The organism is Hymenobacter yonginensis (assembly GCF_027625995.1).
GTDB classification, from domain to species: domain Bacteria; phylum Bacteroidota; class Bacteroidia; order Cytophagales; family Hymenobacteraceae; genus Hymenobacter; species Hymenobacter yonginensis.
In genome coordinates, this window is sequence record NZ_CP115396.1 from 3385171 (window position 1) to 3410337 (window position 25167).

The following is a 25167-nucleotide window of genomic DNA, read 5'->3' on the forward strand; positions in this document are numbered from 1 at the left end:
TGTTCTGTTTATAAGCAAAAAGCCTGCACATCATGTGCAGGCTTTTTGCGTGTATTACATGCGATACGGATCACCGTATGCGGCTTATGGGATGTAGCTCTTAAACTAGATCCCCAATGGTCTAGTGGAGAGTTGAGCGAAGGGAGCCGATACGGCCTTGCTTAGCACCCAAGCGGCCCTGTCGAGAGCCGATACGCCCTTGCTTGACATTCCCAAAACGGATGTTCCATGCTTGATTTTTCATGTCAAAACCTGTTAATGAGTGGTTTGGAAACATAAATATAAGGCTTCATGGCTTAACTGTTGATCTAAGCCGTTATCTTTTTCAACGTAAAAACAAACCCTTGGTTGGGCAAAATACCTCCTTGTGCTCTATAGCTTCTCCTGTTTTCTTGTAGAAGAGGGTCTGGTACTAGCTCGGAAGCAAGGGATGAAAATACATGAAAGTCATAGCCAGCAGGAAAGTTTGCTTCCAAGGTTGCATTGACAACTGGGTAACGGGTGAAGAAGCTGTCGTTTATCGGCAGGACATTATAAGCAGTTTCGTAAACCTGACTTATCTGAACAGTACCACCTCGCAGTATCGGAAAGCTTATAAGCACTTCAGAGCCGCCAGAACCGGACTCGGTAACAACCACCTTTCCATCGCATGCCGTCTTCTGCCTGGGATTATCAGGGTCTGCTACTAGTTCATCATATTTAAAAGATAGAACCGGCTTGTCATCTTGCCTGCAAATAAATTCTTTTAAAAAGGCTACACCACTTGCGTCATCGCACACTGCGATAATTTGCTCAGTGCGATCAGCACCCGTACCATTATAAAGATGATAGCGATCGGTCTGGCGCAAGGATATATTTCCGTTAGGCAATTCCACAAAATCATAAGTCCACCTTATATCTTTTCTTACCATTCCATTCTTGATAATATCCCGCTTAATTATCTCAAATATCTCTTCATCTACCAGCGTGCGGAACACGGATGAGAATACGTTCTCTCTTATCTCCGCATTTATTGCATCCAATTGAGCAGCTCTCTTGGCAGCCAATGAATCCTCAATACCTTTTATAAAAAAAAGCGAAACGATCAGGGAAAAGCATAGTGTCAAACAAGCATCTCCAGTTAAATTAAACAGCGTACGTCCATAGGGTGTCACAAAGTCTATACTATCTTTTGATACGCCATTGATGATAATGCGCTTTTCCACTACGAACGACTCATAGGCGAGCGATGCATATACTTTCATGGCAACCCCTAAGAAGAATAGGACTACAACAATCCCTATCTCCTTACTACCATATCCTCTTTCTTCTAAAAATCTTGGCATCTTCTATGCTGGCACTTCTTAACTTGAGGAAAAAAGTGATAAAACAAATACTCTATTGATTAATAAATTATTTGTTTTTCACCTGTATTTAAGCAAACTCTTCTCTTTTATGATGCATACTCATTTATTGGAGATACAACAAGAACATAGTTTATCTAATTCAGTATAGGTCAATTTATTGAAGAAATACTTAATTTTCTAATGTAAACAATCACAATATATCAGCCATATGATTTACCATGCATGAATCAGTTTACTACTGACAATTTTCAAATAACCCCTAATGATAGTTTCATCCTCGATTATTGTATTTGTAATCCTTATAATCTTTAGGTCAACTTATTGGTGTTTAAGTAGTCTTCAACGTGTCGAAGCAAGTCAGAAGGTTGTAGACTCATCGCCGCGGCTAAACGAAAAATGGTGGTAAGCGAGGGTTGTTTACTCCCCGTCTCCAGTTGGGAGATATACGTGCGGTCCAACTTTGCCTCATCGGCTAGTACCTCTTGGGACATACCCCGCGCTTTGCGCAGCTGCTTGATGCTCAGCCCAAATGCCGTTATTGGTTCGCCGCCCATATGAGCGGCAAGCTATCGGCCGTCGATAGTCACCTGTTGTTGTCAGTAGTCTACAAAAAAAGAGATAAATTGTGCTTCCTCACCGACAGAGGCGACTACACTATTTCCTTCTACTGTCACCCGTGTACAACGACGTACCTCTTCTCACGCACTTCATCACCAAAGTGCTAAGCCCCGACAAAGGCCAGCAACTTTTTGAAGTAGAAATCATCGTTCGCCGGGCTACGGCATCAGAACCCGTCATCGACGCGCAAAGCCCGCGTGCATTGGAAACTGGCCGTAGGGCCTCTGCCTACGTCTATTCCTTCTCCACCAACCTGAGCGAGGATAACAAGCGGGGCCTCGACAATCTGACGTATTGGGCCGCAGGCCCGAGAAAGTCGAAAACCTACATTATTAACCAAGCGTTGGCCCAGTATCTTAGCCAATACAAGGAAGCCCAGCAGCCGGTCCCCTCAGATGAAGGCTAAGAAACAAAGCTGCATTAGCGGACTTTTTTCACTAGGCGCTTCTTCTGGGCGGCGGGTAAAGCTATCTCCTCCATCCGAGTATCATTCTGCTTTTTGCTCTGCGCAATGAACAGGGATATTTCCCGCAGTTCCTTCTTGGTCGGCGGCTTGGATTGAATCAGCCCGGCGTTCTCGGGTTCGTCGTCACGAAGAGTGTTCATGCACAGAAGGAGAAAGAGAAAGTGTCATTACAGTACGTTGAAACCAGCGCTCTGGTGGCCTCAGTTACACTTTAGTGTTCGAATTGACTCCAGCTTCTATTCCTGGCCGAGAAGAAATGTTCAACCAGGACGCTACTGAACCAGAAGGGCATTTCCTCGGCCATATCCCTGCGTATCGTATAGCTCTTTATTTGATTGTCGTGCATGACGCGGATGAACCGTGCGGGCCAATCTTCCAGCAGCCACATGGCCTGCTCCAGTAAGTAGATACGTCTTGCAATAGGCAGTTGCTCGAAGGCTCCTCCACCCGAGGGCCATGTCACTGGTTGGCCCATCCGAAGTCGTACGTCAACCTGCAGCCGCAAGGCCTCCCCGAACGGGCAGGATAGTACCCTGACTATTTGACGCAGTACCCGGAAATACTGGTGCGGATAGGGCACGGCTTCCTTCCATCCTTCCCGACTGACGCGGTATAATGTGTAATACCGGCTCAGCTCTTGGGCAGGAACCGGTTGCATGGGAGCCTGGCTCAGATCAAAGGCACACTTATAGCAAGTGGAGAGGAGCTGTTCAGCGGCGTTCTGGTGCCCCATGTCGAGGCGGAAGAAATTTACGGGGGCACCACAAGCGGGGCATTCCTCTCGTAGATAGACGCCGCATGTAGGGCACACCACGTAAAACGCCAGTCGCCAACTGGTTCGGTAGTAGGGGTTGGCTCCATCCCGCTGCAGGCACCCGGGACAGTACACCAGTCCGTTTCCCTGGCGTGTACGGTGTACAATACCCACGGGCATCAACCAACTGGTGGGTCCTCGCTTAACATGGAGCAACTGGGTTCCGGTCAGGCGCTCGACAGCGGGGGCTAGCATCGTCTGGGCAATGCGATGAGGGTCCGTTAGGGTGCGGACCACCAGAGTGTTCAGCATGTGGGGCGGGGCGAGCTTATCAATGTCCCGCTTCCACACCACGATCTGCGGCCAGAGGTAGTGGGAAAACAACTGCACTTTCACCCGATGGGCCTGTGCCAGCCGCACTAACCAGCTCGACAGCAACTCGTCCTCGCTCGGATGAAACGTGCAGGGCAGAATGCGCCGCTCCAATAGGGCGTCCGGTGAGAGTATAGGTGTCATCAGGCCGAAACGCCTTGAAAGCGGCGGCGTTCCGAGGGAAGCACGTAATCAATCTGGTCCAGTAGCTTCAGATCAATGCGCTCCTTGCCCGCGCGGATGGCTGTCACGGCAGCCGTAGTAATGACGGCGGAAATCTCGCCTATCGTCCCCTCGCTCATGGCGTAGATGCGTTCGGCTAACGCCGGCTCAGTCAGGCGCGACGCCTCGCGCAGGGGCAGCAGCCGCTCGAAGCTGGCCAGCAGGCGCAAATACTCCTCGGTATAGTGCCACCGAGGCAGGAATTTCTGCACAAAGCGGTTCGCCATCTGCGGGTCCGCACTCATGGCGTTGCGCGCTTCCATCGTACCCGCCGCCACAATGACGATTTGCAGCTCATTAGCCATCCCCTTCAGCACGTTCAGAAAGACCCGCTGGCTGGTGCTGCTGCCCGCCAACAGGTTTTGAATCTCGTCAATGATGAGCATCCGGGTATCCAGGTGCTGCAGAACGTGAAAGACCTGCCGCTCCATGCGGTCCAGCCGGTCCGCCTGCCGGTAGGGCGCGTTGAGCTGGTCCAGAAGCTTACGATAGAACTGCTTCTCGTCAGGCTTGGGCGGGGCTTCCACCGTAACGACCGGGCGAACCAGCTTTTCGTCGCCGAGCGTAGCGTACGGCTTGTGCAACTGACAAAATTTTTTGAGCAACAAGGTCTTGCCATTGTTCGTCTCCCCCACCAAGAGCAAGTTGGGCATCCGGGCAATCTTGGGATGGGCCAGGAGTTCCTCCAGTCGCTCTAGGATACGCTCTGCGGCCGGGTACTTTATCCAGCGATTCGACTGGATAAATTGGATGCGGGTGGGAGTATCACTCAGCGCAACGGGATGCAGCGCCTCAATCAAATGCTTCATATTCTAGTTCGTCGAAGGGTTGAATAGGTCCCGTAACCAGCGGTAATGAGCGGGCCAGCTCATTAGGGGTAGAACCGTCCGGGGTCAGCTTGGCCGAGACCATTTCCTGCCGGATGCTTTTAGCGCGGCTGCTTTCCGTCTTAGCCTGCCGGCGCTGACGACGCACGCGCCGGGTCTGACTCACGGCCTGCGCTTCGATTTCCCGCAGCTTCTCATACGCACTGAAGAGCGCTTCCTCGTCTACTGCCGTTACCCCTTCACTCTCCAACTGTCGCAGCACCTGCTTGTGCTCCCACAGAGTCATAGGTGGGCGCAGCAGGTCGCGGTACGGAATCTCGAAGTAGCCCTTCGCCTCGGGGTCGTAGAAAAACAGAACGCTGATGTCGCGCGGGTCCCGCTTGAAGATGAACTTGCGCTTGCGCTTATTCTTTGGGGAATCTCCTTCCAGCGCGTGGACCCAGGGGCGGAGCACGTCGCTATAGTAGTGGATATAATCCAGCACGACCCCGTACTCCTGAACGGTGCGCTCGAAGTAGGGCAGAAAGTCGAGCTTGACCCGTAGCTCGTCCTGGAAGCGAGGCGGCAGGCCGGTCTTTTCGTAGATGCCGTCCTCGAACACCTCCAGCGGTGTTCGGCCTAACGCAGTGTGCACGCGTTTGTGGTAGATATTCACGATCAGGTGCAGCAGCCACCGTTCAAATTCGCCCAGCGTAAGGGCTGCCTTGTCGGCGGATGGGTACTCGCCCCGCTGCTGTGGGTTAGAAAACGTCGTGCCCGGCAATTCATGAATTTCATTGGCAAACGTGCCCAGCAGCCGCTCAATATGGCCGCCGTAGTTGGGCTTGCGTACGGGCCGCCACTCCAGGTCAATGCCGTACTCCTCACAGGCGCGCTTGAGCATGTTGCCCCGAAACTCCTTGCCGTTGTCGGCGTAAATCTTTCGCATCTTACCCCAGCAGGGCCACTCGCCTAGCACGTCCAGCCGATGCAGCCAGGCTTCCTTGGGCAGCAGGCTGTTGGCGACACACATGCCGACGCCCAGCGCACCCGGTGTCTCAAAAGATATGTAGAGGCCGACCACCAAGCGGCTGTAGACGTCGATAGCCATTGTAATCCAGGGCTTGCCCAGCGGTGTGCGCGTTTTGTCGTCCACCAGGATGACGTCGCCCGGCGTGTGGTCGATTTGTACGACCGCCAAGGGAAAGTCAGCTCCTGGGTATTTTCCTTCGTGTGGACGAAACTGGTCGTCGGCTGCCTTATGCCCGTGCCGGAAGCGAAGTGCCTTCTCCTGACGAATGGCCAATACCCTGTTGCGCACGGTACCCACGTGCGGCGGGGTCAACCCGTGCCGCCGGCAGCGGGCGGTCACATCGTGATATACTCGCTTGAGCGGAAAGCGCTGCTTGGTTTGGTGTACCTCCTCCACGGAGGCGCGCACCAGTGCTTCCACCTCAGCAGAGAGCCGGGTTTTGCCTTCGCCCCCACTGGAACGGCTCGGAATCAACTGGGAAACCTGCCCGGTGGCCTCGAACTGATTCATCCACCGGTAGAGCGTTGCCGGACCGATCCGATGCCGGCGCGCCGCTTCCTGCACCAGTTGCCCATCGCCCCGGCGGGCTAAGAGCGGCTGAATGATGGCCAGCCGCTTCTGGGCCTCGGCCCATTGCTCGTCTGAGACCAGTTCTAAGGGAATAGCTGGCACCGTTGCGGCTTCGGCCGCCGGGGACGGCGGTCGCAGGTGCGCGATAGGCGCGCGGAGCAAGCGTCCCGAAATCGCGTCTTCCAGCACCACCGTTTTTAGGTTGCCCGTTAACTGGCGAATCTGGTACGACTTCCCGTGGTACGTGACCTCGCTGCCGAGTTGCAAGGAGAATTCCGTTACGACATCCATAGTTCGGTTTGTAAGGACAGTTCAACGGTCAAATCACAATGAATCAGGCGCACGGCCACCAAATGCCAGAGCGTGTACAGCAGTTCGGCTCGCTTCGTCCGGTCGGCGGTGGCCATCAGCAATAATTCCTCCGCCGTCGTCAGTTGAATGTCCTGCATGAGACGCATCAACAAACCTTGGTCCGTCTGCCTGATCTGTACCTCGGGGCCAGTGTATTGCCGCAGGAAGCGCACGTTGGCGAGGTACTCGGTGCGGATTTCGCGCTCCGTAATCAGCTTAAACCGCCAGCCTTGCCGGTCGGCATAACGCAGGGCAGCCATAAACCGGGGCTTCAGGGCAGCCCAGTTCTGCCGCAACTCGTCGCGGTACTTTACCTCATACAGCGTGGGCCGGATCGCGCTGGACACGGCCAAATCCTCGCGGTAATACACTAGCACGTCGGGCGTGTAGTGTCGCACCACCCCCTCGTGCATGTACTCGATAGTAACTGGCTGCTCGCAAAAGAAGTCAACACCGTGGTCGAAGTCCAGCAGTAGCAGTAGGTCGCGTTCCAGCGCAGATTCATACTGGGGTGAGCGGCCGACTTTGGGGCTGCTCAACTGACCGCGAATGGAGCGGGATGACGGAAGAATAGCGCGAACCGGGTTAAAGCGTGTAGTAGACATCAGGGATGGTGGTCAGGAAATAAGAGATCAGCATGTATGAAATCGGCTGATGAACGACATACTTAGTGATGCAGCTACTTTCGCCACCTCTCTATCCAGCATAGGGAGGACGGGTTTAGTTGAAATTCCACAGCTGCTCGATTTGACTTGGTGAAAAATTTAATAAAACCCTCAATCATATGGAAGCTACTGTATTAGGCTCAATAATTGCTAAGCGCTGCCCCAAAAAAGTGAAAGCAACGATTCCAGTGCACATGTTGCGATAAAGCGTGAGCTTACTGATAGCACCGACAAAGAATGGGGGCAGGCAAGAGCTTGCCGGGCTATTTTGTAAACTGTAATCATCGACTACAGGTAGTTTCCAATCTAGTATCATCAACTCTTGTAAAATTCTCATCGACTTTTAGTGCGAAAGTGCCTAAACTATAGTCTCGATTATCATCGTCTTCTGTATTTGACAGTGTGCGGCCCCGGCGTGGTGCAGCGCTACCTCAACAAAGTCAGTGGCCCGCTCCTCGACCGGATTGACCTGCACGTGGAAGTCACACCCGTCACGTTCGACCAGATGACGGAAACGCGCAAGGCCGAGAGCAGCCAGGCCATTCAGCGCCGCGTAGATGCGGCCCGGCAGGTGCAGGCCCGCCGCTTCCAGGATTTCCCCGACATCCACTCCAACGCCATGATGCCGCCCCAGATGGTGAAGGACATCTGCGCTATCAACGACGCCGGCCGCACGCTGCTCAAAACCGCCATGGAGCGCCTCGGCCTTTCGGCCCGCGCCTATGACCGGATCCTGAAAGTGGCCCGCACCATCGCCGACCTGGCCGAAGCCGAGGAAATCCAGCTGCCCCACCTGGCCGAAGCCATCCAGTACCGCAGCCTCGACCGCGAAGGCTGGGCCGGCTGAATCACGGATTCAAACGGATTTTTCGGATTTCGCGGATTTTGTAGTTGGCGCGGGGCCGGATGCCGGGCAAGTTGGGGGTGGCTGCACGACCTGGACTTGCAGGGACTTTGGCTTCCAGTAGGCAACAATAAAAAACCCTCACTGCGTGTCGCAGTGAGGGTTTTTAGTGATCCCGCTGGGATTCGAACCCAGGACCCATACATTAAAAGTGTATTGCTCTACCAGCTGAGCTACAGAATCAGTTCCCGTTGCAGTGGCCTTGGCTTCCTGCTGAAGGGATGGCAAAAGTACTAGGTCATTTCACTTCCTGCAAGCTTTTTTCTGCCTTTGCGGTCAGGCAGCCCGTGTTGCACACCCGATTCAGCTAGTTTTCAGGCATATATCTTTCAAAATAAATTTTTCAGGAGCTGTTGCCAGACCGCGTGTCCGCTAACGGAATAAGTGGGAGCTTTGTCTTCCGGAAACGCGCTGGTCAGCCATGTACAAAGCCCTACTCAAGCCCCTGCTCTTTCAGCTCGACGCAGAAAAAGCGCATCATCTGGTGTTCGATAACCTGCGGCGCACCCATCGGGTGCCGGGCGGGGCTGCGCTGCTGCGCGGGCTCTACGACTTTCAGCATCCGGATCTGGAGCGGGAAGTGTTCGGGCTGCGGTTTCGCAACCCGGTGGGGCTGGCCGCCGGCCTCGACAAAAACGCCGAGCTGCTGCCGGAGCTAGGCGAGTTGGGCTTCGGGTTCGTGGAAATCGGGACGGTGACGCCGCGGCCTCAGCCGGGCAACCCCACGCCGCGCCTGTTCCGGCTGCCGCAGGACGGGGCGCTGCTCAACCGCATGGGCTTCAACAACCACGGCGCCGCCGCCGCCGCCGAGCGGCTGCGCGGCCCGCGCCCGGCCGGCCTGATTGTGGGCGGCAACATCGGCAAGAACAAGGACACGCCCAACGAGCAGGCGGCCCACGACTACGTGGCCTGCGTGGAGGCGCTGCACGCCGTGGTCGACTACTTCGTGGTGAACGTGTCGTCGCCGAATACGCCGGGGCTGCGGCAGCTGCAGGAGCGCGAGCCGCTGATCCGGCTGCTGCAGCAGGTGCAGGAGCGCAACGCCACGCTGCCCTCGCCCCGCCCGCTGCTGCTCAAAATAGCCCCCGACCTCACCGACGCCCAGCTCGACGATATCCTGCTGATAGCCCGCGAAACGCAGCTCAGCGGCCTCGTGGCCACCAACACCACCATCAGCCGCGACGGACTGCAGACGCCTGCCAGCCACGTGCAGAGCCTGGGCGCCGGCGGCCTGAGCGGCCGCCCGCTGCGCCAGCGGGCCACGGAGGTGGTGCGCTACCTGCATCAGCACAGCAAAGGCGCGCTGCCCATCATCGGGGTGGGCGGCATTCACTCGCCCGAGGACGCGCAGGAAAAGCTGGCGGCCGGCGCCTCGCTGGTGCAACTGTACAGCGGCTTCGTGTACGAAGGCCCCGGCCTGATCAAGCGCATCAATCAGGCGTTGGTGAAGTAGCGGGTTGCTGGGTTGGTGGAGTGGTGGGTTGAACGTCATGTTGAGCTTGCCGAAGCAGCTCTACCGCTTCTTTGGGTTGCCATGACCAATGGCAGCACGCGAGATTCCTCGCGCTGCTCGGAATAACATTCCAGCGAAGCGGTAGAGCTGCTTCGACAAGCTCAATATGACGTTGAACCCACCACTCCACCAACCCACACATCCACCATTATAGCTTCACGCCCACTTTCCACTCGATGACGTCGGCGGAGCCGCGGTGTACTTTGAGGTCGACGGCGCCGAAAACGTGGTCGGTGAAGTGGTATTTCAGGCCGATCCGCTCGTAGTAGAACTTGTTGGATTTATAGGGATTGTAGATGTAGAAGCCTAGGTGCGTGACGACGGCCAGACGGCCGAACAGCAGTTCGTGGCCGATGAGGGCCCCGGCCTTTTTCACGTCGGGCAGGTTGTCGGTGGTGCGGGCGGTGTCGCGCAACTCCGGCACCAAGCTCCGGTCGTAGAAGCCTTCAAGGCCCACCAGCAGGTTGCTTTTGCGCCCCACGCGGCGCCCACCCAGCACCGACACCGAGTGCACGAGGTACTTGTGGCGGTCGGTGGCGCTGCGCTGCTTGAAGCCCAGGCTGGTGCTCAGGTTGAGGAAGTTCTGGCCCAAGTCGGCGGGGGTGTCGTCGGCGGGCGGAGCCAGCGGCACGAAGGGGCGCTGCTGGTGGTAGTTGAGCCCTAGAAACACGGTGGGCAGGTTGATGCCGAAGTTGGGCTTGGTGGTGGCGCCGTTGGAGTAATGATTTAGCCCCAGGCCCACCAGCAGCCCCAGGTGCTCAGCCACGGCCATATCGTACTCTAGTCGCATCTGCAGCGTAGCGTTCAGGCGCGAGCTGACGATGGTGTTTTTGTGGTTGGTTTCGAGGCTGAACGGGTTGGTGAAGTAGGCCAGGCCGGTACCCAGCCGGAAGTTCAGTTCGTGCCGGGGCGAGTACAGAAACCGTTTGTTGAGGTAGATGGTGGACGCGTAGGACTGGCCCAGCACGGGGTTGTGATAGTCGTAGTAGACCAATGCCAGCCCGATTTTGGGGTAGCGGTACCAGGCGTGCCAGGGCTCCGAGCCGTTGGTCTGGCGCTGCAGGTTCAGCTCCAGCCCCGTGGGGTGCGACACGGCCAGATGGCTGATGGCCGGAGTGTGGGCGATAATAAAACTACCCTGCGCGTAGGCCCCGATAACCAGCGGGCCGGGCGGGGCCTGCTGGGCCTGCAGCGGGCCGACCAGCAACAGCAAAAATACCCCTGTGAGCTTCAGTATCAATCGACTAGAGAACGGCATACGACAGCAAAACGAGCACGAAAATAGGCAGCCTAACTGCCGCGGCCCGCACGTATCCGTCAGATTAATTTTTCAGGCCAACGCAACATTTCGGGTACTTCCTTCGCTAAGAGGCCCTGAAACGGCCCCACTGATGGCCATTGGCCCGGATTTGTGTTGTCGTCACGTGTTTGCCACCTCCACCCCCTCCTCACTCATTCTCATGAAAAAGTCTCTTGCCCTCACGCTGGCCCTGGTGTCAGCTGCCGCCGTTGCTCACGCCCAGGATGCAGGTGGTTTCCGCATCGGTATCAAAGCCGGCGGTACCTACTCCAACGTTTCCGGCGACAATGTGAACCTGATTACCGGCAACAACTACAGCACTGACCTGGGCGACTACAAGCTGGGCTATAACGGTGGTATCAGCGCCATCATTCCGCTGAGCAGCGACGGGTTCTTCTCGTTCTCGCCAGAGCTGCTGTACAACCGCAAAGGCTACGAAATCTCCACCACCCAGAAGTCGGGCCTGGCCACCAACGTGAAGTCGTTTGAGCAGGAGCAGCAGCGCGTGCTGCACTACCTCGACGTGCCCCTGCTGGCCCGCATCAACGCCGGCGGTCTGTTCTTCGAGCTGGGCCCACAGGTAAGCTACCTGTTCGGTTCGAAAACCAAGTCGCAGACTACCACCAAGTACACCGACGGCACCAAAGACAAGGTGGAAGACAACGGCGGCTTCCTCGACTACACCGGCGTAAGCCGCGACGACGCATACAAGTCGGATCTGGCGCAGTTTGACATCAGCGGTGTAGCTGGTGTGGGCTACATGACCGATGGCGGCATCAGCCTGGGCCTGCGCTATGCACGTGGCTTCAACTCGCTGATTGACACCAAAAATACCGACAACGAGCCGAAGGCTTTCAACAACGCTTTCACGCTGCAGCTGGGTTACCTGATTCCTACCAAGTAGGCAACTGGCACAATACACTCTGAAAACGGCCGTTTCTTCCCGCGAAGAAGCGGCCGTTTTTTTGCTACCACAACCCGCCTGCCCGCCTGGCTCGTATAGCAGGCACTGTGGTTTACTTAACCTTTTTTACCCCATGAAAAAGACTTCTGTTGCCTTGTTTGCCCTGCTGCTGATGGGCGGCGCCTCCGCCCACGCGCAAGGCATCCGGTTCGGCCTGAAAGGTGGTGCCAACCTCTCCAACATCTCCGGCGACCTCACTGAGGAGGACCGCTACAAGAACAAGGTTGGCTTCCATGGCGGCGCCATGCTCAACATTGGCCTGCTCGACGACGGCTTTCTGTCGGTGCAGCCGGAAGTGCTGTTCTCGCAGAAGGGTTTCACCTACGCCGACGATGAGTTTACCATCGGCAGCACAAAGGTGAAATACGACGGCGACCGGACCTATAATTACATCGACGTGCCGGTGCTGCTGAAAATACGCGCCGGCGGTGCCTACTTTGAGGCCGGCCCGCAGTACAGCTACCTGCTGAAAGTGAAGGATGACTCGAAGGTGTCCATCAACGGCAACACGGCCTTCCAGCGCCAAGGTGTAGCCGACCTCGACAACGTGAACCGCAACGAAATCGGGTATGCTGCTGGCCTTGGCTTCCAGGCTGATAACGGCCTGATCCTGGGCCTGCGCTACAACGGCTCGTTCACGGATTTCGGCAAAGATGGCTACACCGGCGACGCTGACGTGCGCAACGCCCGCAACTCGGTATTCCAGGCCTCGGTAGGTTTCCTGCTGCCCGGCAACTAGCCGGTAGTCCTCCCCCACCCCCAAAAAAGCCCTCTGCCCTTCCCGGCAGAGGGCTTTTGCTTTTTATATCCTTTCCAACAGATACTCCTGGCGCTCTTTTTGCAGCCGTAGCGTAGCGGCTCGTCGGAAGACCGGCCGGATAGGCTATCAGGTATTTTGTAAGGATGAGAAAAAAGCTACTGCTGCTATTCGTGGGCCTGGGCGCCACACAAACGGTGAGTGTTGCCCAAACCGTGAAAATTGGAATCAAGACCGGACTAAGCCTCTCCAGCGGGGTCGGCGCGGACGTAGGGCAGAGCCGCCTCCGGCTGGGCGGGCACGCCGGTGGCATGGCCCGGCTCCGGCTTACTGATCGGCTGGGCGTACAGGCGGAAGCACACTATGCGCTCAAAGGCGACCAGTCCAGGCAGTACGGCCCCAGCATTGGCCACCGGCTGGCTTACTTGGATGTGCCGGTGCTGGCGCAGTACACGCTGGACGACCTTTTTGTGGAGGCCGGCCCGCTCGTCAGCCGCCTGCTTACGGCGCAGCCCAACGCCCCTGCCCTGGGCTCGGCCGGCAAGACGCCATTCAACCCCTACACTTATGGATTTGCCGTAGGTTTCGGCTACCAGGATCCGTCCGGCGTGCAGATGGGTTGGCGCTACTCCGCCGACCTCACGCCGCTATACCGCGACGTTGATTTTTCCGGCGACGTCGTCCGGACAAACATCCGCAACAGCGCGCTGCAGTTTTACGTGGGGGCTTTGTTTGAGCCCAAACAGGTGAAGCGCGCTAGCGTCGCGACAGGCACCGCCCTCTGGCGCGGCAGCAAATCGTTGGCACGCAACAGCACCCGCCTGGTATTCATCACCACCCCAACGCTGCTTTTTCGGGGCGGAAGCTTTCTGTTGTATCGAGGCCCCCGCAAGCTGCTACAAGCTATAGGCAAGATCGGGCGCGCACCCGCTGCACCCGCCACGCCACAGCCGGCCGCTCCGGCGGCTGGCACGGCGCCGGCTGCGCCCTGAAACCGAAAGGCCGCTCCCACGATGGTGGGAACGGCCTTTCGGTTTCAGGGCAGTCTAATCTTTACGCCTTCATGGCCGCGGCGTAGTTGCGGTAGAAGTGCGGGATGGTTTCGATGCCTTTCAGGAAGTTGAACACGCCGTAGTGCTCGTTGGGCGAGTGGATGGCGTCGGAGTCGAGGCCGAAGCCGAGCAGCACCGTGTCGAGGCCCAGCTCGGTTTTGAACATGGCCACAATCGGGATGGAGCCGCCGCCGCGCGTGGGGATGGGGCGCTTGCCGAAGGTGGTTTCCATGGCGTCGGCCGCGGCTTTGTAGGCCACTGAGTCGGTCGGCGTCACCACGGGCTCTCCACCGTGGTGGGGCTTCACGACCACCGTCACGCCGCTGGGGGCAATGCTTTCGAAGTGCTTCTGGAACAAAGCCGTGATTTCGTCGGAGGTCTGGTGGGGCACCAGGCGCATCGAAATCTTGGCGTAGGCCTTGGAGGCAATGACGGTTTTGGCGCCCTCACCGGTGTAGCCGCCCCAGATGCCGTTCACGTCCAAAGTGGGCCGGATACCGATGCGCTCCACGGTGGTATAGCCTTTCTCGCCGTACACATCGTTGAGGCCGATGCTTTGCTTGAACTCGTCGTCGGAGTGCGGCACGCGGTTCAGCTCGGCGCGCTCGGCGTCCGTCAGCACGGCCACGTTCTTGTAAAACTCCGGGATGGTGATGTGGTTGTTTTCGTCGTGCAGCGAGGCAATCATCTTGCAAAGCACGTTGATAGGGTTGGGCACGGCCCCGCCGTAGATGCCGGAGTGCAGGTCGCGGTTGGGGCCGGTCACTTCCACTTCGTGGTAGCTCAGGCCGCGCAGGCCCACCTCAATGCTGGGCGCGTCGTTGGCGAGCATGCCGGTGTCGGAAATCAGGATGACGTCGGCCTTCAGCTTTTCCTTGTTGGCGCGCACGAAGATGCCGAGGTTATTGGACCCGATTTCCTCCTCGCCCTCAATCATCACCTTGATGTTGCAGGGCAAGCCGCCGTCCAGGTTCATCATTTCCAGGGCCTTCACGTGCATGTACACCTGGCCTTTATCGTCGCAGGCGCCGCGGGCGTAGATCTTCTCGTCTTTGATGACTGGCTCGAACGGCGGCGAATCCCAGAGCTCATACGGGTCGGCGGGCTGCACGTCGTAGTGGCCGTACACGAGCACCGTGGGCAGGCTGGGGTCAACGATTTTCTCGCCGTAGACGATGGGGTTGCCGGCCGTGGGGCACAGCTCTACCTTCTCCAGCCCTACTTCCTCGAAGCGGGCCTTGAGGTACTCGGCGGCTTTCAGCACGTCGCCGTGAAACTTGGGGTCGGCCGAAACCGAAGGAATACGCAGCCAGTCGAGCAATTCGCTCAGAAAACGGTCCTGGTGCTGTTCGAGGAGAGAAGCCATGCGGGAAGCGGGGTTAGTGGGAATGCGGGGGTAAAGGTAGTTGAGAGGCAGCATATGCCGTAATTGAAGCAATAGCTACTTGCTTATATACATATCATTAGCCTTTATAACGTTCATCATACCACCATATAAATATATTTTCATTACCTCAGGATCATAAAATACATTTTCGTGATACTCAACGGTATCACCATTAGCTCTTATTTCCATAATAGGTTCGTAACTTTTTAGATTGCTATTCACAAAACTCGTGATATAATTAGACACTTTAGCCTTTTCACAGAGACTATGCTTTATCAGAATAGAATCCCCATATGCATTTATCACAGCACATGGCCGTATTATATCAATAAATTCTCTACGCATAAAGGAAGACATTTCAATACTTGTAGTATCATTTGACTTACTTATTTCAATATAATAAACAGCATCTTTTAAATTATTCCTCTTCATATATGATTTAATTTCATATTTAACGTATTCGCTTTTAAATTCTGGATATCTATCTAAATCTGTTTTCATATCCGCACAGGACATGCACAAAAGCAATAAAATACTAAAGACCTTAGGTGACATATTACTATTTTATGAAAAGGCAATTACTTCCGCTTCCACGGCAGCGGCACGCGGCTCTCGGTGCCGGCGCGCAGCCGCCCAATGTTGGCGCGGTGGGTGTAGACGAGCAGCGCCGCCAGCACAAAGCCGAACCACACCAGCAGCGGATTCTGCGGCCGGAACGCCGGCAGCAGCTGCAGCAGCGCAAACGCAACCCCGGCCGACATGCTGCTCAGCGACACGTACTGCGTGGTAGCCAGCACCGCCAGAAACACCAGCACGCACACACCCACCGTGGCGGGCGCAATGGCCAGCATCATGCCCAGCACCGTGGCCACGCCCTTGCCGCCCCGGAACCCCGCAAACACCGGGTAGATGTGCCCCACAATGGCCAGAATGCCGCAGGCCAGCTGAAAATACAGCAGCTGCCCAGGCGTGATGGCGCCCTGATTGAGCATCACCTGAGCCAGCGAGGTGGCGGCCCAGCCCTTCAGCACATCAATGGCCATCACGAAGGAGCCCGGCTTCTTGCCCAGTACCCGGAAGGTGTTGGTGGCACCGGCGTTGCCGGAGCCATGCTCCCGGATATCGAGGCCGAAGAAGCGCTGGCCCACCCACAGGGCCGTGGGGATGGAGCCAAGCAGGTAGGCGGCCAGCAGCAGGCCGAAGATGATAGCAAGATTCATGGGCGGGGAGAAAGGAACAGGGCCAAAGATAGAAAGTGCTGCATACGCTTCCGCGCGCCAGTTGGCCAACGGCGTGTAGGGCCGTAGCAAGGAGGCTAGGCAAGACATACGCTGCACGGCACAGGCTGAAGCCTGTGCTACAACGCAAAACGCCCCGGCCGGGGGCCGGGGCGTTGGTTGCTTAGGAGTCGCCGAAGGGGTCGTCTTCTTTGTTTTTCTTCTTCTTGGCGTCCTCTTTGGCTTTCTTCTCTTCTTCTTTCTTCAGTCGCTCGGCTTCCTTCTTGGCCTGCTTGGGGTCTACGGCAGGCTCCTCGTCGGCAGGGTCGGCGGCTACGGGCTCGGCGGCTTTCTTGGCCTTCTTGCCGGTGTCTTCTGCTGGCTTCTTGCTGGTGTCTTCCACTGGCGTTTCGTCGGCCCCGAAGGCGGCTTCCTCCTTCTTGTTTTTCTTTTTCTTCTCGACCGGGGCTTCCTCAATCGGCATGCCGTCGGCGTCGAAGGCGGGCTCGTTGCCTTTCTTCTTTTTCTTCTTGCTGGTATCCTGGTCGAAGTCGAAGTTGCCGGTGCTCTGCGCGCCCGACGATACCGGCGCCTTGATCTTCTTGGGGTCTTCGCGCAGGTAGTCTTTTCGGAAGTGCGTCAGGTACTGCTGCACCTCCTGGTCGTCGCCGAGGAAGAAGCCGTACTGGGTGGCCGTGTTGTAGTCGCCCTTGGCGGCGCGGCCCACAATCTCGTCGAAGGAGCCGTGCTGGGCCTTGGCCAGCAGTGCCGTGCCCGAGTACTTGAGGAAGTACCAGGTCTGGGGCTCAGCCTCCAGGTAGAGGTTCACCTCATCGGTGTTGTTTTCGCCTTTCCGGATTTCAATGTAGCCGTCAATCAGCGCGTTCAGATCCTTCTTGCCGACACTCACCAAGCCAATCTTGCCCACCGAGTACCAAGCCTTGAACTTCTCGTTCCAGCGCAGATTCACCTTGTTGAGCACCACCGTGTGCAGCATTTTGGGCGAGAGTTTCTGCAGCGGCTCGTACTTGCCGCGGCGCTCGGCGTAGGTCTGCACGCCCTTGTTGCCAATGAACTCGGCCAGCTTATACAACTCGTCCTGGGTGCCGTCGAGGGCCTCGGGGGCGCCCTTGGTGTTGGTGGCCATATCGGCGGCCATGGCTTCCACGGCTTTCTCCGGCAGGTTGATGTCGAAGGTCAGGAAGCTGTTGATGGAGTAGCGGTTGCTGTCGGGGCGGGCGGTGCCCACGCCCGAGGCCGTTATGCCGTAGTCTTTGCTGGAGTTGATGAAGTTGAACTTGCCGCGGAAGCTCAGCGCCGACGTGGAATCCGTGAAGCTCATCACCGAGCCCTCATACTGATTGGGGTCGGCCAGGTCGTGGTTGGCAATGGTGTACACACCTTTCTTCTGGTCGAAGGCCAGCGTGCCGCCCGCCTGGAAGAAGTTCCGGTCGATGATGTCGGGCTTGGGGCCGGCGAAGAGCGGGTACACCTTGCCCGTGCCGTCGGACAGGAACAGGCCCGTGAACAGGTTGTCGTCGGCGGCCTTCACGCCGGGCTCCGGAATCCGCAGCCGGATGGCCTTGGGGTCAATGGAGTCCTGCACCGCAAACCACTCGGCGGCGGTAGGCACCTTACTGAACTCCAGCCGCGCCTGCCCGTCGAAGATGAAGCCCTTACGCTTGGAGCTCATATTGACGCCGCCGCGGTAGGCAATGCGTGGGGCCAAGTGGAACTTGTCTTTGGCATCAATGGTGGCCACGGCCGTGGTGGGCGGCGAAAGCGGGGCGTTGCCGGTGTCGTCGTTGCGCTTGAGCAGGCCGCCTTTCTTTGCAGCCACCGGCTTAGCGCCTTTCGCCGAGCCCATACCTACCGCCGCCGAGTCGATCTGGAAGTTGGCGAACTTAATGGCGAAGGAGTCGGCGGAGGCGTTTTTGTAGCTATACAGGGCGTTGCCGGTGAAGGCATTGCGCGACAGCACCTTGATTTCGCCTTGGTAGAGCTTGTGGAACTTGGCCAGCGTGTCCATCACGATGCCCGCGTTCTGGAAGGTGCGCATCTGGGCATTGGCCAGGATGTAGACCTTGCTGGAGTCCGGCGAAATCCAGGCGTCGGCGGAGGCAATGTAGGGCACGCCGCCGGCCACTAGGCGGTAGCGGGCCAGGTCGTACTGGCCGGTAGCGGCCCGGAACTTCAGGCCGTTCTGGTCTTTGCGGGTCGAGTAGAAATAGGAGCGCGTGGAGTCGGCGCCGGGCGCCACCTTCAGTTGCACCAGCTTCTTCTTGAAATCCCAGACCCCGCCCGACAGCGTGGTTTTGTAATCAGAATACGGCAGGTCGATGCTGGACTTGGTGTCGTCGGCTTCGCGGGCAAAGACGGTGTTGCCGTTCTTCACGTCGTAGGCGAAGGCCACGTTGTTGGCCGTGAGGGCGGGCTTGTTGGGCTCCGCCGACTTGATGCTGAGCGTGGAGCGCTTGCCGCTGTAGCTGGTGGGCTTGAAGGCAATCTGAGTGGCGCGGATGAAGGACTGCGGCCCTTCAATGCGGCCGTCGCCGTAGAGGCCGCCCGGCGAGAGGGTGGCCACGCCCTTGAAGCCGTACTGGTCGCCGTAGAGCAACATGGGCTTGCCCGCGGTGCCGGCCTGGGTGCTCAGGTACATCGAGTCCTGCTTCACGGCCCACTTCATCTGGTAGCCGGGCGGCAGGTTCACCTTCGTAAACTCGGTGCCGTTCAGCGGCCCCGGCAGAATGGTGCCGGCCTTGCCCACCGTCACCACGGAGTCTTTGTAGAAGATAAACTGCTCGGAGCTGAGCGTGCTGGTCAGGTACTTAATGTCGCCAATGCCCTGGATACCGCGGTTGCTCATCTTCACCTTGTTGAACAGGCGGCCCTTGCCGCCATACACCGGCACGCCTTCCTTGGGCAGATCGTAGGTGAAGCCCAGCGAGCCGTCTTCCTGCAAACTGAGCTTGGTTTTGATGTCGGGCACTATGCCGCCGCTCACGAACGTGCCCTTGAAGCCCACCGCAGAGCGGTTTTTGTTGTTGAGCGAGTCGAGTTTGAAGGGCGGAATGTCGAAGTACACCGTGGTATCGTAGGCGCCGCCCAGCACCTCGGGCTTGTCGAAGTACACATAAGCGCCGGTAGTGGCGTCAAACGACGGATACGCGCCCAGCTTCTTGCGCCCCGACTTGTTGTTGGGGTGGTTGATGTAGAGCTTGCCGGTGGAGGTTTTCTTCTTGTTGGTGAGGGTGAAATCGGTGTCTTTGCGGGCCTTCATCACCGAGCCTTTCGAGTTCTTGCCCTTCACGATGATGGAGTCAATCTGGGCCAGGTCGATGAAGAAGCCGTCGTAGTCGAACCGGAACTCCTTGCCTTTGAACACGAAGGCCGAGGCCACCACCGTGCCGTTGAACAGCACCCCGCGGTTTTTCTGGATGCGGATGATGCTGGAGTCGGGCTTCACGAACACCGTCACGGAGTCGTCGGAGAAGTTGAAACGGTCCACGCCGCGCACAATCAGGTCGTTGCTGGTGAGGTTGAGGGTGGCGTTCTTGCCCGACGGCGACAAACTCTTGATGGCAATGTGGTCGTAGTCTTTCTTGCCGCGTGAGGAATTCACGTAGTGCAGGGCCTTGGGCCGCAGCGTAATCTGCTGGGTCTGGGGGTTCCAGTCCACGTAGCCGTCGCGGGCGAGGCCGGCGGCGGCGGAGCGCACGTTTTCGGGCTTGAGCTTGCGGAAATCGGCCACTTCCTGCACCGTGAAGCGCTTGCGGTTGCCGTTTTCGGCACTGAAGCCCACCACCATCTGCAGCGGGTGCAGCTTGTTGATGGCCTTGATCTGCTGGTAGCGGGTGTTGGTATAGAACTCCTTGCTCTCGAAGTTGGCCGTCACCTGGTTTTTGGCCGTCAGGATGGAGAACTGGATATCGGGCGTCCGGATGGGCCAGGTCAGCATCTCCGCCGTGATTTCCATCTGGTGGTATGAGTCGTAGTAAGGCGTGGTTTTGTAGAGGCCGGCCTCGCGGGCCAGTTGCAGAATCTGGGCCTTCTTGTTGAACTTCAGCTTCACGCCGGGGTGAGTGAGCGAGTCAATCTTGTCCTCAAAAATCGACACCGAAGCCCGCTCTGCCGTGATAACCGAGTCGCCGAGCACGTAGGCCCGGCTGTCGGCCCGGAATTTGGGCTTGCCGTCCACGTCCACGAAGATGCGCGACAACGAGCCGTCCAGCGAGGCCGACAGCGTGCGGCTGCCCGCCAGCGAGAAGCCCCCATAGTAGCGGATGTTGTCGCCGATGTTCTTGACGCGGGCGTCGTTGGTGAGCGAGATAAAGCGCGGATAGCCGGAGTCGGCGGCGCCCGGCTTCTTCTTCACGCTCTTGTAGGATAGCGCGCCTTTCACCGGTGATTCCAGCACCGCCGGGTACGTCAGCGTCACGGGCTCGGCCGTGAACTCGGGGCGGTTGAGGTCGAAGTCGTAGGTGCTGAGGTCGGCCGTAACGGGGTTGCCGTTCACCTGCCAGGCATACTGGCCGCCGTAGCCTACAAACTTGCCGGTGAGGGGCAGCACGGCCCCGCTGGTTTTGGTGATGGTGACGGAGTCGGCGCTGCTGGAAATGAACAGGTCGGCATCCTTGAGCAGCAGCACCGGGCCGCGCGTGGGCGGGGCCACGTAGCTGTCGAAGTAGGGCGCGGGCTCATACACCGGCTCCGGCGCGGGCGTGGCGGCGGGGGCGGTGCCGGCTTTAGCGGGCGCGGCTTTAGTGGTTTTCTTGGGCGTGCCCCAGCCGTCGTTGCTGTCGCCCCAGCCGCTGCCGCTGCTGCTCCACAGGTCGGCAGTGTCCCAGCCGTCGGAGCTGCGCTTTTTGGCGGGCTTCTTGGCGGCCGGCTTGGCGGCGGCTTTGGTGTTGAGCGGCTGCGTAACTACCGGCGCCGAAACGGGGGCGGGCGCCGGAGCCGGCGCGGGCGCCATGCTGGGCATGTCCTGGTCGTTGTAGGCGAAGGAGAAGCTGCCTCCTACCACCCGCAGCGAGCTGTAGCGCGAGCTATACAGCACCTTGGTATCCAGAAACTGGGCCGTGCTGCTGATGAACTTGGCCGCTTCCGGCCCCGGGTCGCGGCGCACGGTTTTGGTCAGCACGTCCAGCAGCTCGTCGGTCTGGCGGTCGGTGAAGTTCTGCACGGTAGCACCGGCCACAATGGCCCCGAACAAGGCCTCCAGGTGCGGGCGGGGCTTGTAGCCCAGGGTCTGCATCTGCTGGGCCAGCGCCACAATGGTGCCCTGCTGGGTGGCCGTGAGCTTGTTGCTGCCCCACAGCTGCTGCAGCTTGGCGGCGGTGTTTTTGGCGGCCGCGTTGTTGGTGGCCGCCATCATCAGTTGCACATCCTGGATAAACTGCGCGGGGTCGGCGGAGAGCTTGCCGTTAAAGCGCGGCACGGCGGCCGGGGCGGCGGCAGGCTGCTGGCGGGCAGGCGTTTGCGGCTTGGGTTGCTGGGCCAGGGCGGGCATACTCAATGCCAGCAGCAGGGCGCTAAGCCACCCGAAAGCGAATTGCTTCATAGGAAAATTCGTCGGAACCTGATAAGTCGCCTACAATTTCGTTAATAGTCGGCATACTCGGAGGCATGGCGGCACCCGCTCCGGTATTTTGCTGGTTTCGGACTATTTAGCTCGCCTACCGTCCTAAAATCAGCGGCAGTGCCGAACTGATTTTGAGCCCGCCCGACGGCAATAAATAATGCAACAGACACACAAATTTCTTGCAAAGTTTACCGCCCAGCTCAGCTAAAACGGTATCTTTCGGAATGTATCTGCGTATCTTATAAGCAGAACTTTCTCCTTTGCCTTGTCTTATGCTAAACGCTGCTTCCCGGCTTTCTGCCCTCGCCCCGAACGCGCTGCTGCGCGCCGTTCAGACGCTGCGCGACGACATCACGCAACGCCTGGGCAAGTCTTCTGCTACCGTATCGGAGTGGAAGGAAATGCTGCTACTCGTCGACCCTGAAGTGCAGGTGCGGCCTGAGTGCGGCACCATCATCGTGCGCCGGGGCAAAGCCGCCCTCGACCGGCTGGCCCGCCACTTCCTGGTGTCGCCGCAGGATGTGCTGCCCGTGCTCAGCCGCAAAGCACTGGTCCACGAAAACCCCGTAGACTACGGCCTTTCCGACGAGGAATGGCTGGCGCTCTGCCTGTAATCTTTCCCTGACCTTCAACACAAAAGGCCCGCACTACCGAGTAGTGCGGGCCTTCTTTTTGGGCGGCCGCTGGGCGCGCCTAAGCCTGATAGAAAATGGCCGATACCCAGTGGTTCTGGGTGCGGTGGCTGCCGTAGCGCAGGCCGTGTTGCTCGGCCGCCGCCCGGATTAGGGCCAAGTCTTCCTCGTAGAAACCCGAGAACAGAATGGGGCAGCTGGGCTTCAGGTACTGGCCGTAGGCGCCCATGTCGTCGAGGAGCACGTTGCGGTTGATGTTGGCCAGGATGATGTCGAACGGGGCCTCGCCTTCCAGGGCGGTGATGTCGCCGAGGCGGGCTTCCACTTTGTCCTGCACGTTGTTTTCGAGGGCGTTGTCGGCGGCGTTTTCGGCGGTCCAGGGCTCCACGTCCACGGCCAGTACGTAGCTAGCGCCCAAGTGCACGGCCATAATGGCCAGGATACCGGTGCCGCAGCCCATGTCCAGCACGCGCTTGCCCTGATGGTCTACGTCGAGTTGGTTGGCAATCATCAGGGCCGTGGTGTCGTGGTGGCCGGTGCCGAACGACATGCGGGGCATAATCACGATTTCGTACTCCAGGTCGGGCCGGGCCTCGTGGAACGGCGCCCGCACCGACACCTTATCGGCAATGACCAGCGCCTCGAAGTTCTTTTCCCACTCGGCGTTCCAGTTCTGGCGCGTAATCACGCGGTGCTCGTAGCCCAGCTCGCCCTGGCCCTCGTAGCGGCTCATGATTTCGGTTACGGCGTCGGCCGCAAACTGGTCTTCGTCGATGTAGGCGCAGAAGCCCTCGTCGTTGTCTTCGAAGGTGGTGTAGCCTACTTCGGCCAGCTCGGCCACTAAGATGTCGGCCAGCTCCCGGGGGGCCAGCACGCGCACTTCAACAAAATCCATAATCAGGAAGGAAAAAATCAGGGTTAGCCGGCCGGGCCGGGCTGCAAAGTTCGCAGGAAAATCGGGCCGGGCCAATGCGGCCGGTTAAACCGCCGCCATATTCATTCATCTATCATTTTATATAAATATCACTTCCTTTGAGCCACCAATCTTACTCTTTCCAACCACCGTTTCATGAAAACAACGATTCGACTCGTAGCCTCCTGTGCTTTGCTGGGCCTGCTGGCCTCCTGCGGCAAGAAAGACAACGCCGAAGACACCACTGCTACCACCGAAACCAGCCCAGCCGCCACTACTGAGGCGCCAGCCACCACCGAAGCCCCCGCCGAAGCGGCGGCCACCACCACCGCCCCGGGTGCCACCTTCGACCTCAGCACCGTGCCCGTAAGCAGCGCCAGCCTGGGCGCCTGGCCCTACCTGAGTGGCCTGAAAGGCTACCACACTGCCTACGACAGCGACAGCACCGGCTTCGACTTCGACCGCGCCTACGTGTACGACGGCAAAAACCTGGTGGCCGTGGAAGGCCGCATCGTAAGCCGCCACTTCCGCCCCGTGGATTCCGAGAAACCGGCTTCGGAGCTGATGCAGCAGCGCAACTACGAAAACCTGATCAAGAGCCTGGGCGGCGTGAAAGTGTCGTCGGGTGAGGTGTCAGAGGACGCCATCAAAGTTGTTGGCGAAGACGAGTACGAGAAGCATGACACCAACATTTCCGGCCCTACCGACACGTACGTTATCCGCCAGAAAGACAAGGAAGTGTGGGTGCAGATGCAGCCTAGCGGCTCCGACTACGTGCTCAACGTCATCGAAAAAGCCGGCATGCAGCAGCAGGCCGGCGTGGTGAATGCCGCCGACATAAAAAAAAACTAGACGCCGACGGCCACATAGCCCTCTACCTGAACTTCGACACGGATAAGGCCACCCTGCGGCCCGAGGCCGCGGCCGGCGTGGCAGAAGTGCTGGCACTGCTACGCCAGAACCCGCAGCTGCGCCTGGCCGTGCAGGGCCACACCGACAACGCCGGCACCCCGGCCCACAACCAGCAGCTTTCCGAGGCCCGGGCCCGCACCGTGGTGGCAGCGCTAACCAAAGCCGGCACAGCCGCCAGCCGCCTGCAGGCCACCGGCCTCGGCCAGACCAAGCCGCTGACTGACAACGCCACGGAAGACGGCCGCGCCAAAAACCGGCGCGTGGAGCTGGTGAAGCTGTAGGCCGTACGCCCAAAAAAGAAGCCCTTGCTCAACTGAGCAAGGGCTTCTTTTTTGGGCGTACGGCCCAGCTATTGCTTGCGGCAGCCGGCAAAGGAGCGCACTTTGGTGTAGCTGATGCTGAAGTCGGCCAGGCCGCGGTTCGGGCTCACGAACAGCACGTAGTCGGCGAAGTCGCGGGTTTCGGTGAAGTACCACAGGCCGGGCTTGTCGGCGAAGAGCTTGTTGCTTTCCGGAAACACCAGCACGTCGGCGAAGGCCTCTTCCGGTTCCTCATACACCGCCCCGAAGCAGAAGCCGCGGCGGTTGGGGTCGCGCTCCAAGTACACCGAACCGTAGAGGCGGCACGGCTCCAGCGAAGCTGCTACGGCCGGCGGCGCCACAAACGGCGCCCGCGGCTGCGGCGCGGCAAAGGGGTTCAGCGCCAGCAGGCCGGAGAGTATCAGGGTGGAGAGCATAGTGTAAGGTTAGGATTTGTCTTCCCGACAATTATCCGGCCGAAATAAGTCCGTTGATGTTACGGACGGGCTGCGTGTCAAGCAATAACGAGGAAT

General features: G+C 58.4%; 22 protein-coding genes, 1 tRNA gene and 1 pseudogene. 9 read left to right on the top strand and 15 right to left on the bottom strand.

Features of this window, described 5'->3' with window-relative positions:
- Positions 1 to 308 precede the first annotated feature (308 nt).
- Positions 309 to 1325, bottom strand: coding sequence for a hypothetical protein (locus O9Z63_RS14660; protein ID WP_270126004.1), 1017 nt, complete (start codon positions 1323 to 1325; stop codon positions 309 to 311).
- A 329-nt stretch (positions 1326 to 1654) separates the two neighbouring features.
- Complete coding sequence (locus O9Z63_RS14665) at positions 1655 to 1900, bottom strand: helix-turn-helix domain-containing protein (RefSeq protein ID WP_270126006.1); 246 nt, start codon at positions 1898 to 1900, stop codon at positions 1655 to 1657.
- A gap of 122 nt (positions 1901 to 2022) precedes the next feature.
- Here O9Z63_RS14665 and O9Z63_RS14670 point away from each other — a divergent pair, with 122 nt between their 5' ends.
- Positions 2023 to 2370, top strand: coding sequence for a hypothetical protein (locus tag O9Z63_RS14670; protein WP_270126007.1), 348 nt, complete (start codon positions 2023 to 2025; stop codon positions 2368 to 2370).
- A 14-nt stretch (positions 2371 to 2384) separates the two neighbouring features.
- Here the strand turns inward: O9Z63_RS14670 and O9Z63_RS14675 are convergent, their stop codons facing one another.
- The 5 genes from O9Z63_RS14675 to O9Z63_RS14695 all read right to left on the bottom strand — a co-directional run bounded on the left by O9Z63_RS14675 (position 2385) and on the right by O9Z63_RS14695 (position 7077).
- Positions 2385 to 2570 carry a hypothetical protein gene (locus tag O9Z63_RS14675; protein WP_270126008.1) on the bottom strand — a complete coding sequence of 62 codons (186 nt, stop codon included), beginning with the start codon at positions 2568 to 2570 and terminating at the stop codon, positions 2385 to 2387.
- 71 nt (positions 2571 to 2641) lie between these two features.
- Positions 2642 to 3700, bottom strand: a complete 1059-nt coding sequence (locus O9Z63_RS14680) for a TniQ family protein (protein WP_270126010.1) — start codon at positions 3698 to 3700, stop codon at positions 2642 to 2644.
- Positions 3700 to 4587 carry a TniB family NTP-binding protein gene (locus tag O9Z63_RS14685; RefSeq protein ID WP_270126011.1) on the bottom strand — a complete coding sequence of 296 codons (888 nt, stop codon included), beginning with the start codon at positions 4585 to 4587 and terminating at the stop codon, positions 3700 to 3702. The genes O9Z63_RS14680 and O9Z63_RS14685 overlap by 1 nt, the downstream gene beginning before the upstream one ends.
- Entirely contained in the window at positions 4571 to 6478 is a 1908-nt protein-coding gene (locus O9Z63_RS14690; RefSeq protein ID WP_270126012.1) for a helix-turn-helix domain-containing protein, read from the bottom strand. Before O9Z63_RS14690 ends, O9Z63_RS14685 begins: the two co-directional genes overlap by 17 nt.
- Entirely contained in the window at positions 6466 to 7077 is a 612-nt protein-coding gene (locus O9Z63_RS14695) for a TnsA endonuclease N-terminal domain-containing protein (RefSeq protein ID WP_270126014.1), read from the bottom strand. The genes O9Z63_RS14690 and O9Z63_RS14695 overlap by 13 nt, the downstream gene beginning before the upstream one ends.
- A gap of 526 nt (positions 7078 to 7603) precedes the next feature.
- Between O9Z63_RS14695 and O9Z63_RS14700 the strand changes: the two are divergent.
- Positions 7604 to 8050, top strand: a pseudogene (locus O9Z63_RS14700) (magnesium chelatase subunit ChlI family protein); the annotation flags it as partial.
- A gap of 167 nt (positions 8051 to 8217) precedes the next feature.
- Here the strand turns inward: O9Z63_RS14700 and O9Z63_RS14705 are convergent.
- Positions 8218 to 8290: transfer RNA gene (locus tag O9Z63_RS14705), tRNA-Lys, on the bottom strand.
- Between the two features lie 238 nt (positions 8291 to 8528).
- Here O9Z63_RS14705 and O9Z63_RS14710 point away from each other — a divergent pair.
- Entirely contained in the window at positions 8529 to 9560 is a 1032-nt protein-coding gene (locus O9Z63_RS14710) for a quinone-dependent dihydroorotate dehydrogenase (RefSeq protein WP_270126016.1), read from the top strand.
- A gap of 208 nt (positions 9561 to 9768) precedes the next feature.
- On the opposite strand, the gene O9Z63_RS14715 is transcribed toward O9Z63_RS14710, so the two are convergent.
- Complete coding sequence (locus tag O9Z63_RS14715; protein WP_270126017.1) at positions 9769 to 10833, bottom strand: acyloxyacyl hydrolase; 1065 nt, start codon at positions 10831 to 10833, stop codon at positions 9769 to 9771.
- A gap of 247 nt (positions 10834 to 11080) precedes the next feature.
- On the opposite strand from O9Z63_RS14715, the gene O9Z63_RS14720 reads away from it, so the two are divergent.
- The 3 genes from O9Z63_RS14720 to O9Z63_RS14730 all read left to right on the top strand — a co-directional run bounded on the left by O9Z63_RS14720 (position 11081) and on the right by O9Z63_RS14730 (position 13633).
- Positions 11081 to 11824, top strand: coding sequence for a porin family protein (locus O9Z63_RS14720; protein ID WP_270126019.1), 744 nt, complete (start codon positions 11081 to 11083; stop codon positions 11822 to 11824).
- Between the two features lie 133 nt (positions 11825 to 11957).
- Positions 11958 to 12623, top strand: a complete 666-nt coding sequence (locus O9Z63_RS14725; RefSeq protein WP_270126020.1) for a porin family protein — start codon at positions 11958 to 11960, stop codon at positions 12621 to 12623.
- Positions 12624 to 12787: 164 nt separating this feature from the next.
- The gene (locus O9Z63_RS14730) at positions 12788 to 13633 is read left to right on the top strand and encodes a porin family protein (RefSeq protein WP_270126021.1); all 846 of its coding nucleotides are present in this window, start codon (positions 12788 to 12790) and stop codon (positions 13631 to 13633) included.
- A gap of 61 nt (positions 13634 to 13694) precedes the next feature.
- Here O9Z63_RS14730 and O9Z63_RS14735 read toward each other — a convergent pair whose 3' ends face one another.
- The 4 genes from O9Z63_RS14735 to O9Z63_RS14750 form a co-directional block, all read right to left on the bottom strand.
- Entirely contained in the window at positions 13695 to 15059 is a 1365-nt protein-coding gene (locus O9Z63_RS14735) for a dipeptidase (protein ID WP_270126022.1), read from the bottom strand.
- Positions 15060 to 15134: 75 nt separating this feature from the next.
- Positions 15135 to 15581, bottom strand: a complete 447-nt coding sequence (locus O9Z63_RS14740; protein ID WP_270126023.1) for a hypothetical protein — start codon at positions 15579 to 15581, stop codon at positions 15135 to 15137.
- A gap of 77 nt (positions 15582 to 15658) precedes the next feature.
- Complete coding sequence (gene plsY / locus O9Z63_RS14745; RefSeq protein ID WP_270126024.1) at positions 15659 to 16300, bottom strand: glycerol-3-phosphate 1-O-acyltransferase PlsY; 642 nt, start codon at positions 16298 to 16300, stop codon at positions 15659 to 15661.
- Between the two features lie 181 nt (positions 16301 to 16481).
- Positions 16482 to 21857: a hypothetical protein gene (locus O9Z63_RS14750; protein WP_270126026.1), complete on the bottom strand. Its 5376-nt coding sequence runs from the start codon at positions 21855 to 21857 to the stop codon at positions 16482 to 16484.
- A 293-nt stretch (positions 21858 to 22150) separates the two neighbouring features.
- Between O9Z63_RS14750 and O9Z63_RS14755 the strand changes: the two genes are divergently transcribed.
- Positions 22151 to 22492 (top strand): hypothetical protein, encoded by a 342-nt coding sequence (locus O9Z63_RS14755; protein ID WP_270126027.1) that lies wholly within the window; start codon positions 22151 to 22153, stop codon positions 22490 to 22492.
- 79 nt (positions 22493 to 22571) lie between these two features.
- Here the strand turns inward: O9Z63_RS14755 and prmA are convergent, their stop codons facing one another.
- Positions 22572 to 23405, bottom strand: a complete 834-nt coding sequence (gene prmA, locus O9Z63_RS14760) for a 50S ribosomal protein L11 methyltransferase (RefSeq protein ID WP_270126028.1) — start codon at positions 23403 to 23405, stop codon at positions 22572 to 22574.
- A gap of 174 nt (positions 23406 to 23579) precedes the next feature.
- Here prmA and O9Z63_RS14765 point away from each other — a divergent pair, with 174 nt between their 5' ends.
- On the top strand, positions 23580 to 24275 hold the full coding sequence (locus O9Z63_RS14765; RefSeq protein ID WP_270126029.1) for a hypothetical protein: 696 nt from the start codon (positions 23580 to 23582) through the stop codon (positions 24273 to 24275).
- Between the two features lie 26 nt (positions 24276 to 24301).
- Positions 24302 to 24616 (top strand): OmpA family protein, encoded by a 315-nt coding sequence (locus O9Z63_RS14770; RefSeq protein ID WP_270129276.1) that lies wholly within the window; start codon positions 24302 to 24304, stop codon positions 24614 to 24616.
- A 68-nt stretch (positions 24617 to 24684) separates the two neighbouring features.
- Here the strand turns inward: O9Z63_RS14770 and O9Z63_RS14775 are convergent, their stop codons facing one another.
- Entirely contained in the window at positions 24685 to 25071 is a 387-nt protein-coding gene (locus O9Z63_RS14775; protein ID WP_270126030.1) for a DUF6150 family protein, read from the bottom strand.
- Between the last annotated feature and the right edge of the window lie 96 nt (positions 25072 to 25167).

What these genes read in the sequence shown, in the direction of transcription:
- O9Z63_RS14660 (WP_270126004.1), bottom strand. Translation starts at nt 1,325, where the DNA reads ATGCCAAGATTTTTAGAAGAAAGAGGATATGGTAGTAAGGAGATAGGG.
- O9Z63_RS14665 (WP_270126006.1), bottom strand. Translation starts at nt 1,900, where the DNA reads ATGGGCGGCGAACCAATAACGGCATTTGGGCTGAGCATCAAGCAGCTG.
- O9Z63_RS14675 (WP_270126008.1), bottom strand. Translation starts at nt 2,570, where the DNA reads ATGAACACTCTTCGTGACGACGAACCCGAGAACGCCGGGCTGATTCAA.
- O9Z63_RS14680 (WP_270126010.1), bottom strand. Translation starts at nt 3,700, where the DNA reads ATGACACCTATACTCTCACCGGACGCCCTATTGGAGCGGCGCATTCTG.
- O9Z63_RS14685 (WP_270126011.1), bottom strand. Translation starts at nt 4,587, where the DNA reads ATGAAGCATTTGATTGAGGCGCTGCATCCCGTTGCGCTGAGTGATACT.
- O9Z63_RS14690 (WP_270126012.1), bottom strand. Translation starts at nt 6,478, where the DNA reads ATGGATGTCGTAACGGAATTCTCCTTGCAACTCGGCAGCGAGGTCACG.
- O9Z63_RS14710 (WP_270126016.1), top strand. Translation starts at nt 8,529, where the DNA reads ATGTACAAAGCCCTACTCAAGCCCCTGCTCTTTCAGCTCGACGCAGAA.
- O9Z63_RS14720 (WP_270126019.1), top strand. Translation starts at nt 11,081, where the DNA reads ATGAAAAAGTCTCTTGCCCTCACGCTGGCCCTGGTGTCAGCTGCCGCC.
- O9Z63_RS14725 (WP_270126020.1), top strand. Translation starts at nt 11,958, where the DNA reads ATGAAAAAGACTTCTGTTGCCTTGTTTGCCCTGCTGCTGATGGGCGGC.
- O9Z63_RS14730 (WP_270126021.1), top strand. Translation starts at nt 12,788, where the DNA reads ATGAGAAAAAAGCTACTGCTGCTATTCGTGGGCCTGGGCGCCACACAA.
- O9Z63_RS14735 (WP_270126022.1), bottom strand. Translation starts at nt 15,059, where the DNA reads ATGGCTTCTCTCCTCGAACAGCACCAGGACCGTTTTCTGAGCGAATTG.
- O9Z63_RS14740 (WP_270126023.1), bottom strand. Translation starts at nt 15,581, where the DNA reads ATGAAAACAGATTTAGATAGATATCCAGAATTTAAAAGCGAATACGTT.
- plsY (WP_270126024.1), bottom strand. Translation starts at nt 16,300, where the DNA reads ATGAATCTTGCTATCATCTTCGGCCTGCTGCTGGCCGCCTACCTGCTT.
- O9Z63_RS14750 (WP_270126026.1), bottom strand. Translation starts at nt 21,857, where the DNA reads ATGAAGCAATTCGCTTTCGGGTGGCTTAGCGCCCTGCTGCTGGCATTG.
- O9Z63_RS14755 (WP_270126027.1), top strand. Translation starts at nt 22,151, where the DNA reads ATGCTAAACGCTGCTTCCCGGCTTTCTGCCCTCGCCCCGAACGCGCTG.
- prmA (WP_270126028.1), bottom strand. Translation starts at nt 23,405, where the DNA reads ATGGATTTTGTTGAAGTGCGCGTGCTGGCCCCCCGGGAGCTGGCCGAC.
- O9Z63_RS14765 (WP_270126029.1), top strand. Translation starts at nt 23,580, where the DNA reads ATGAAAACAACGATTCGACTCGTAGCCTCCTGTGCTTTGCTGGGCCTG.
- O9Z63_RS14775 (WP_270126030.1), bottom strand. Translation starts at nt 25,071, where the DNA reads ATGCTCTCCACCCTGATACTCTCCGGCCTGCTGGCGCTGAACCCCTTT.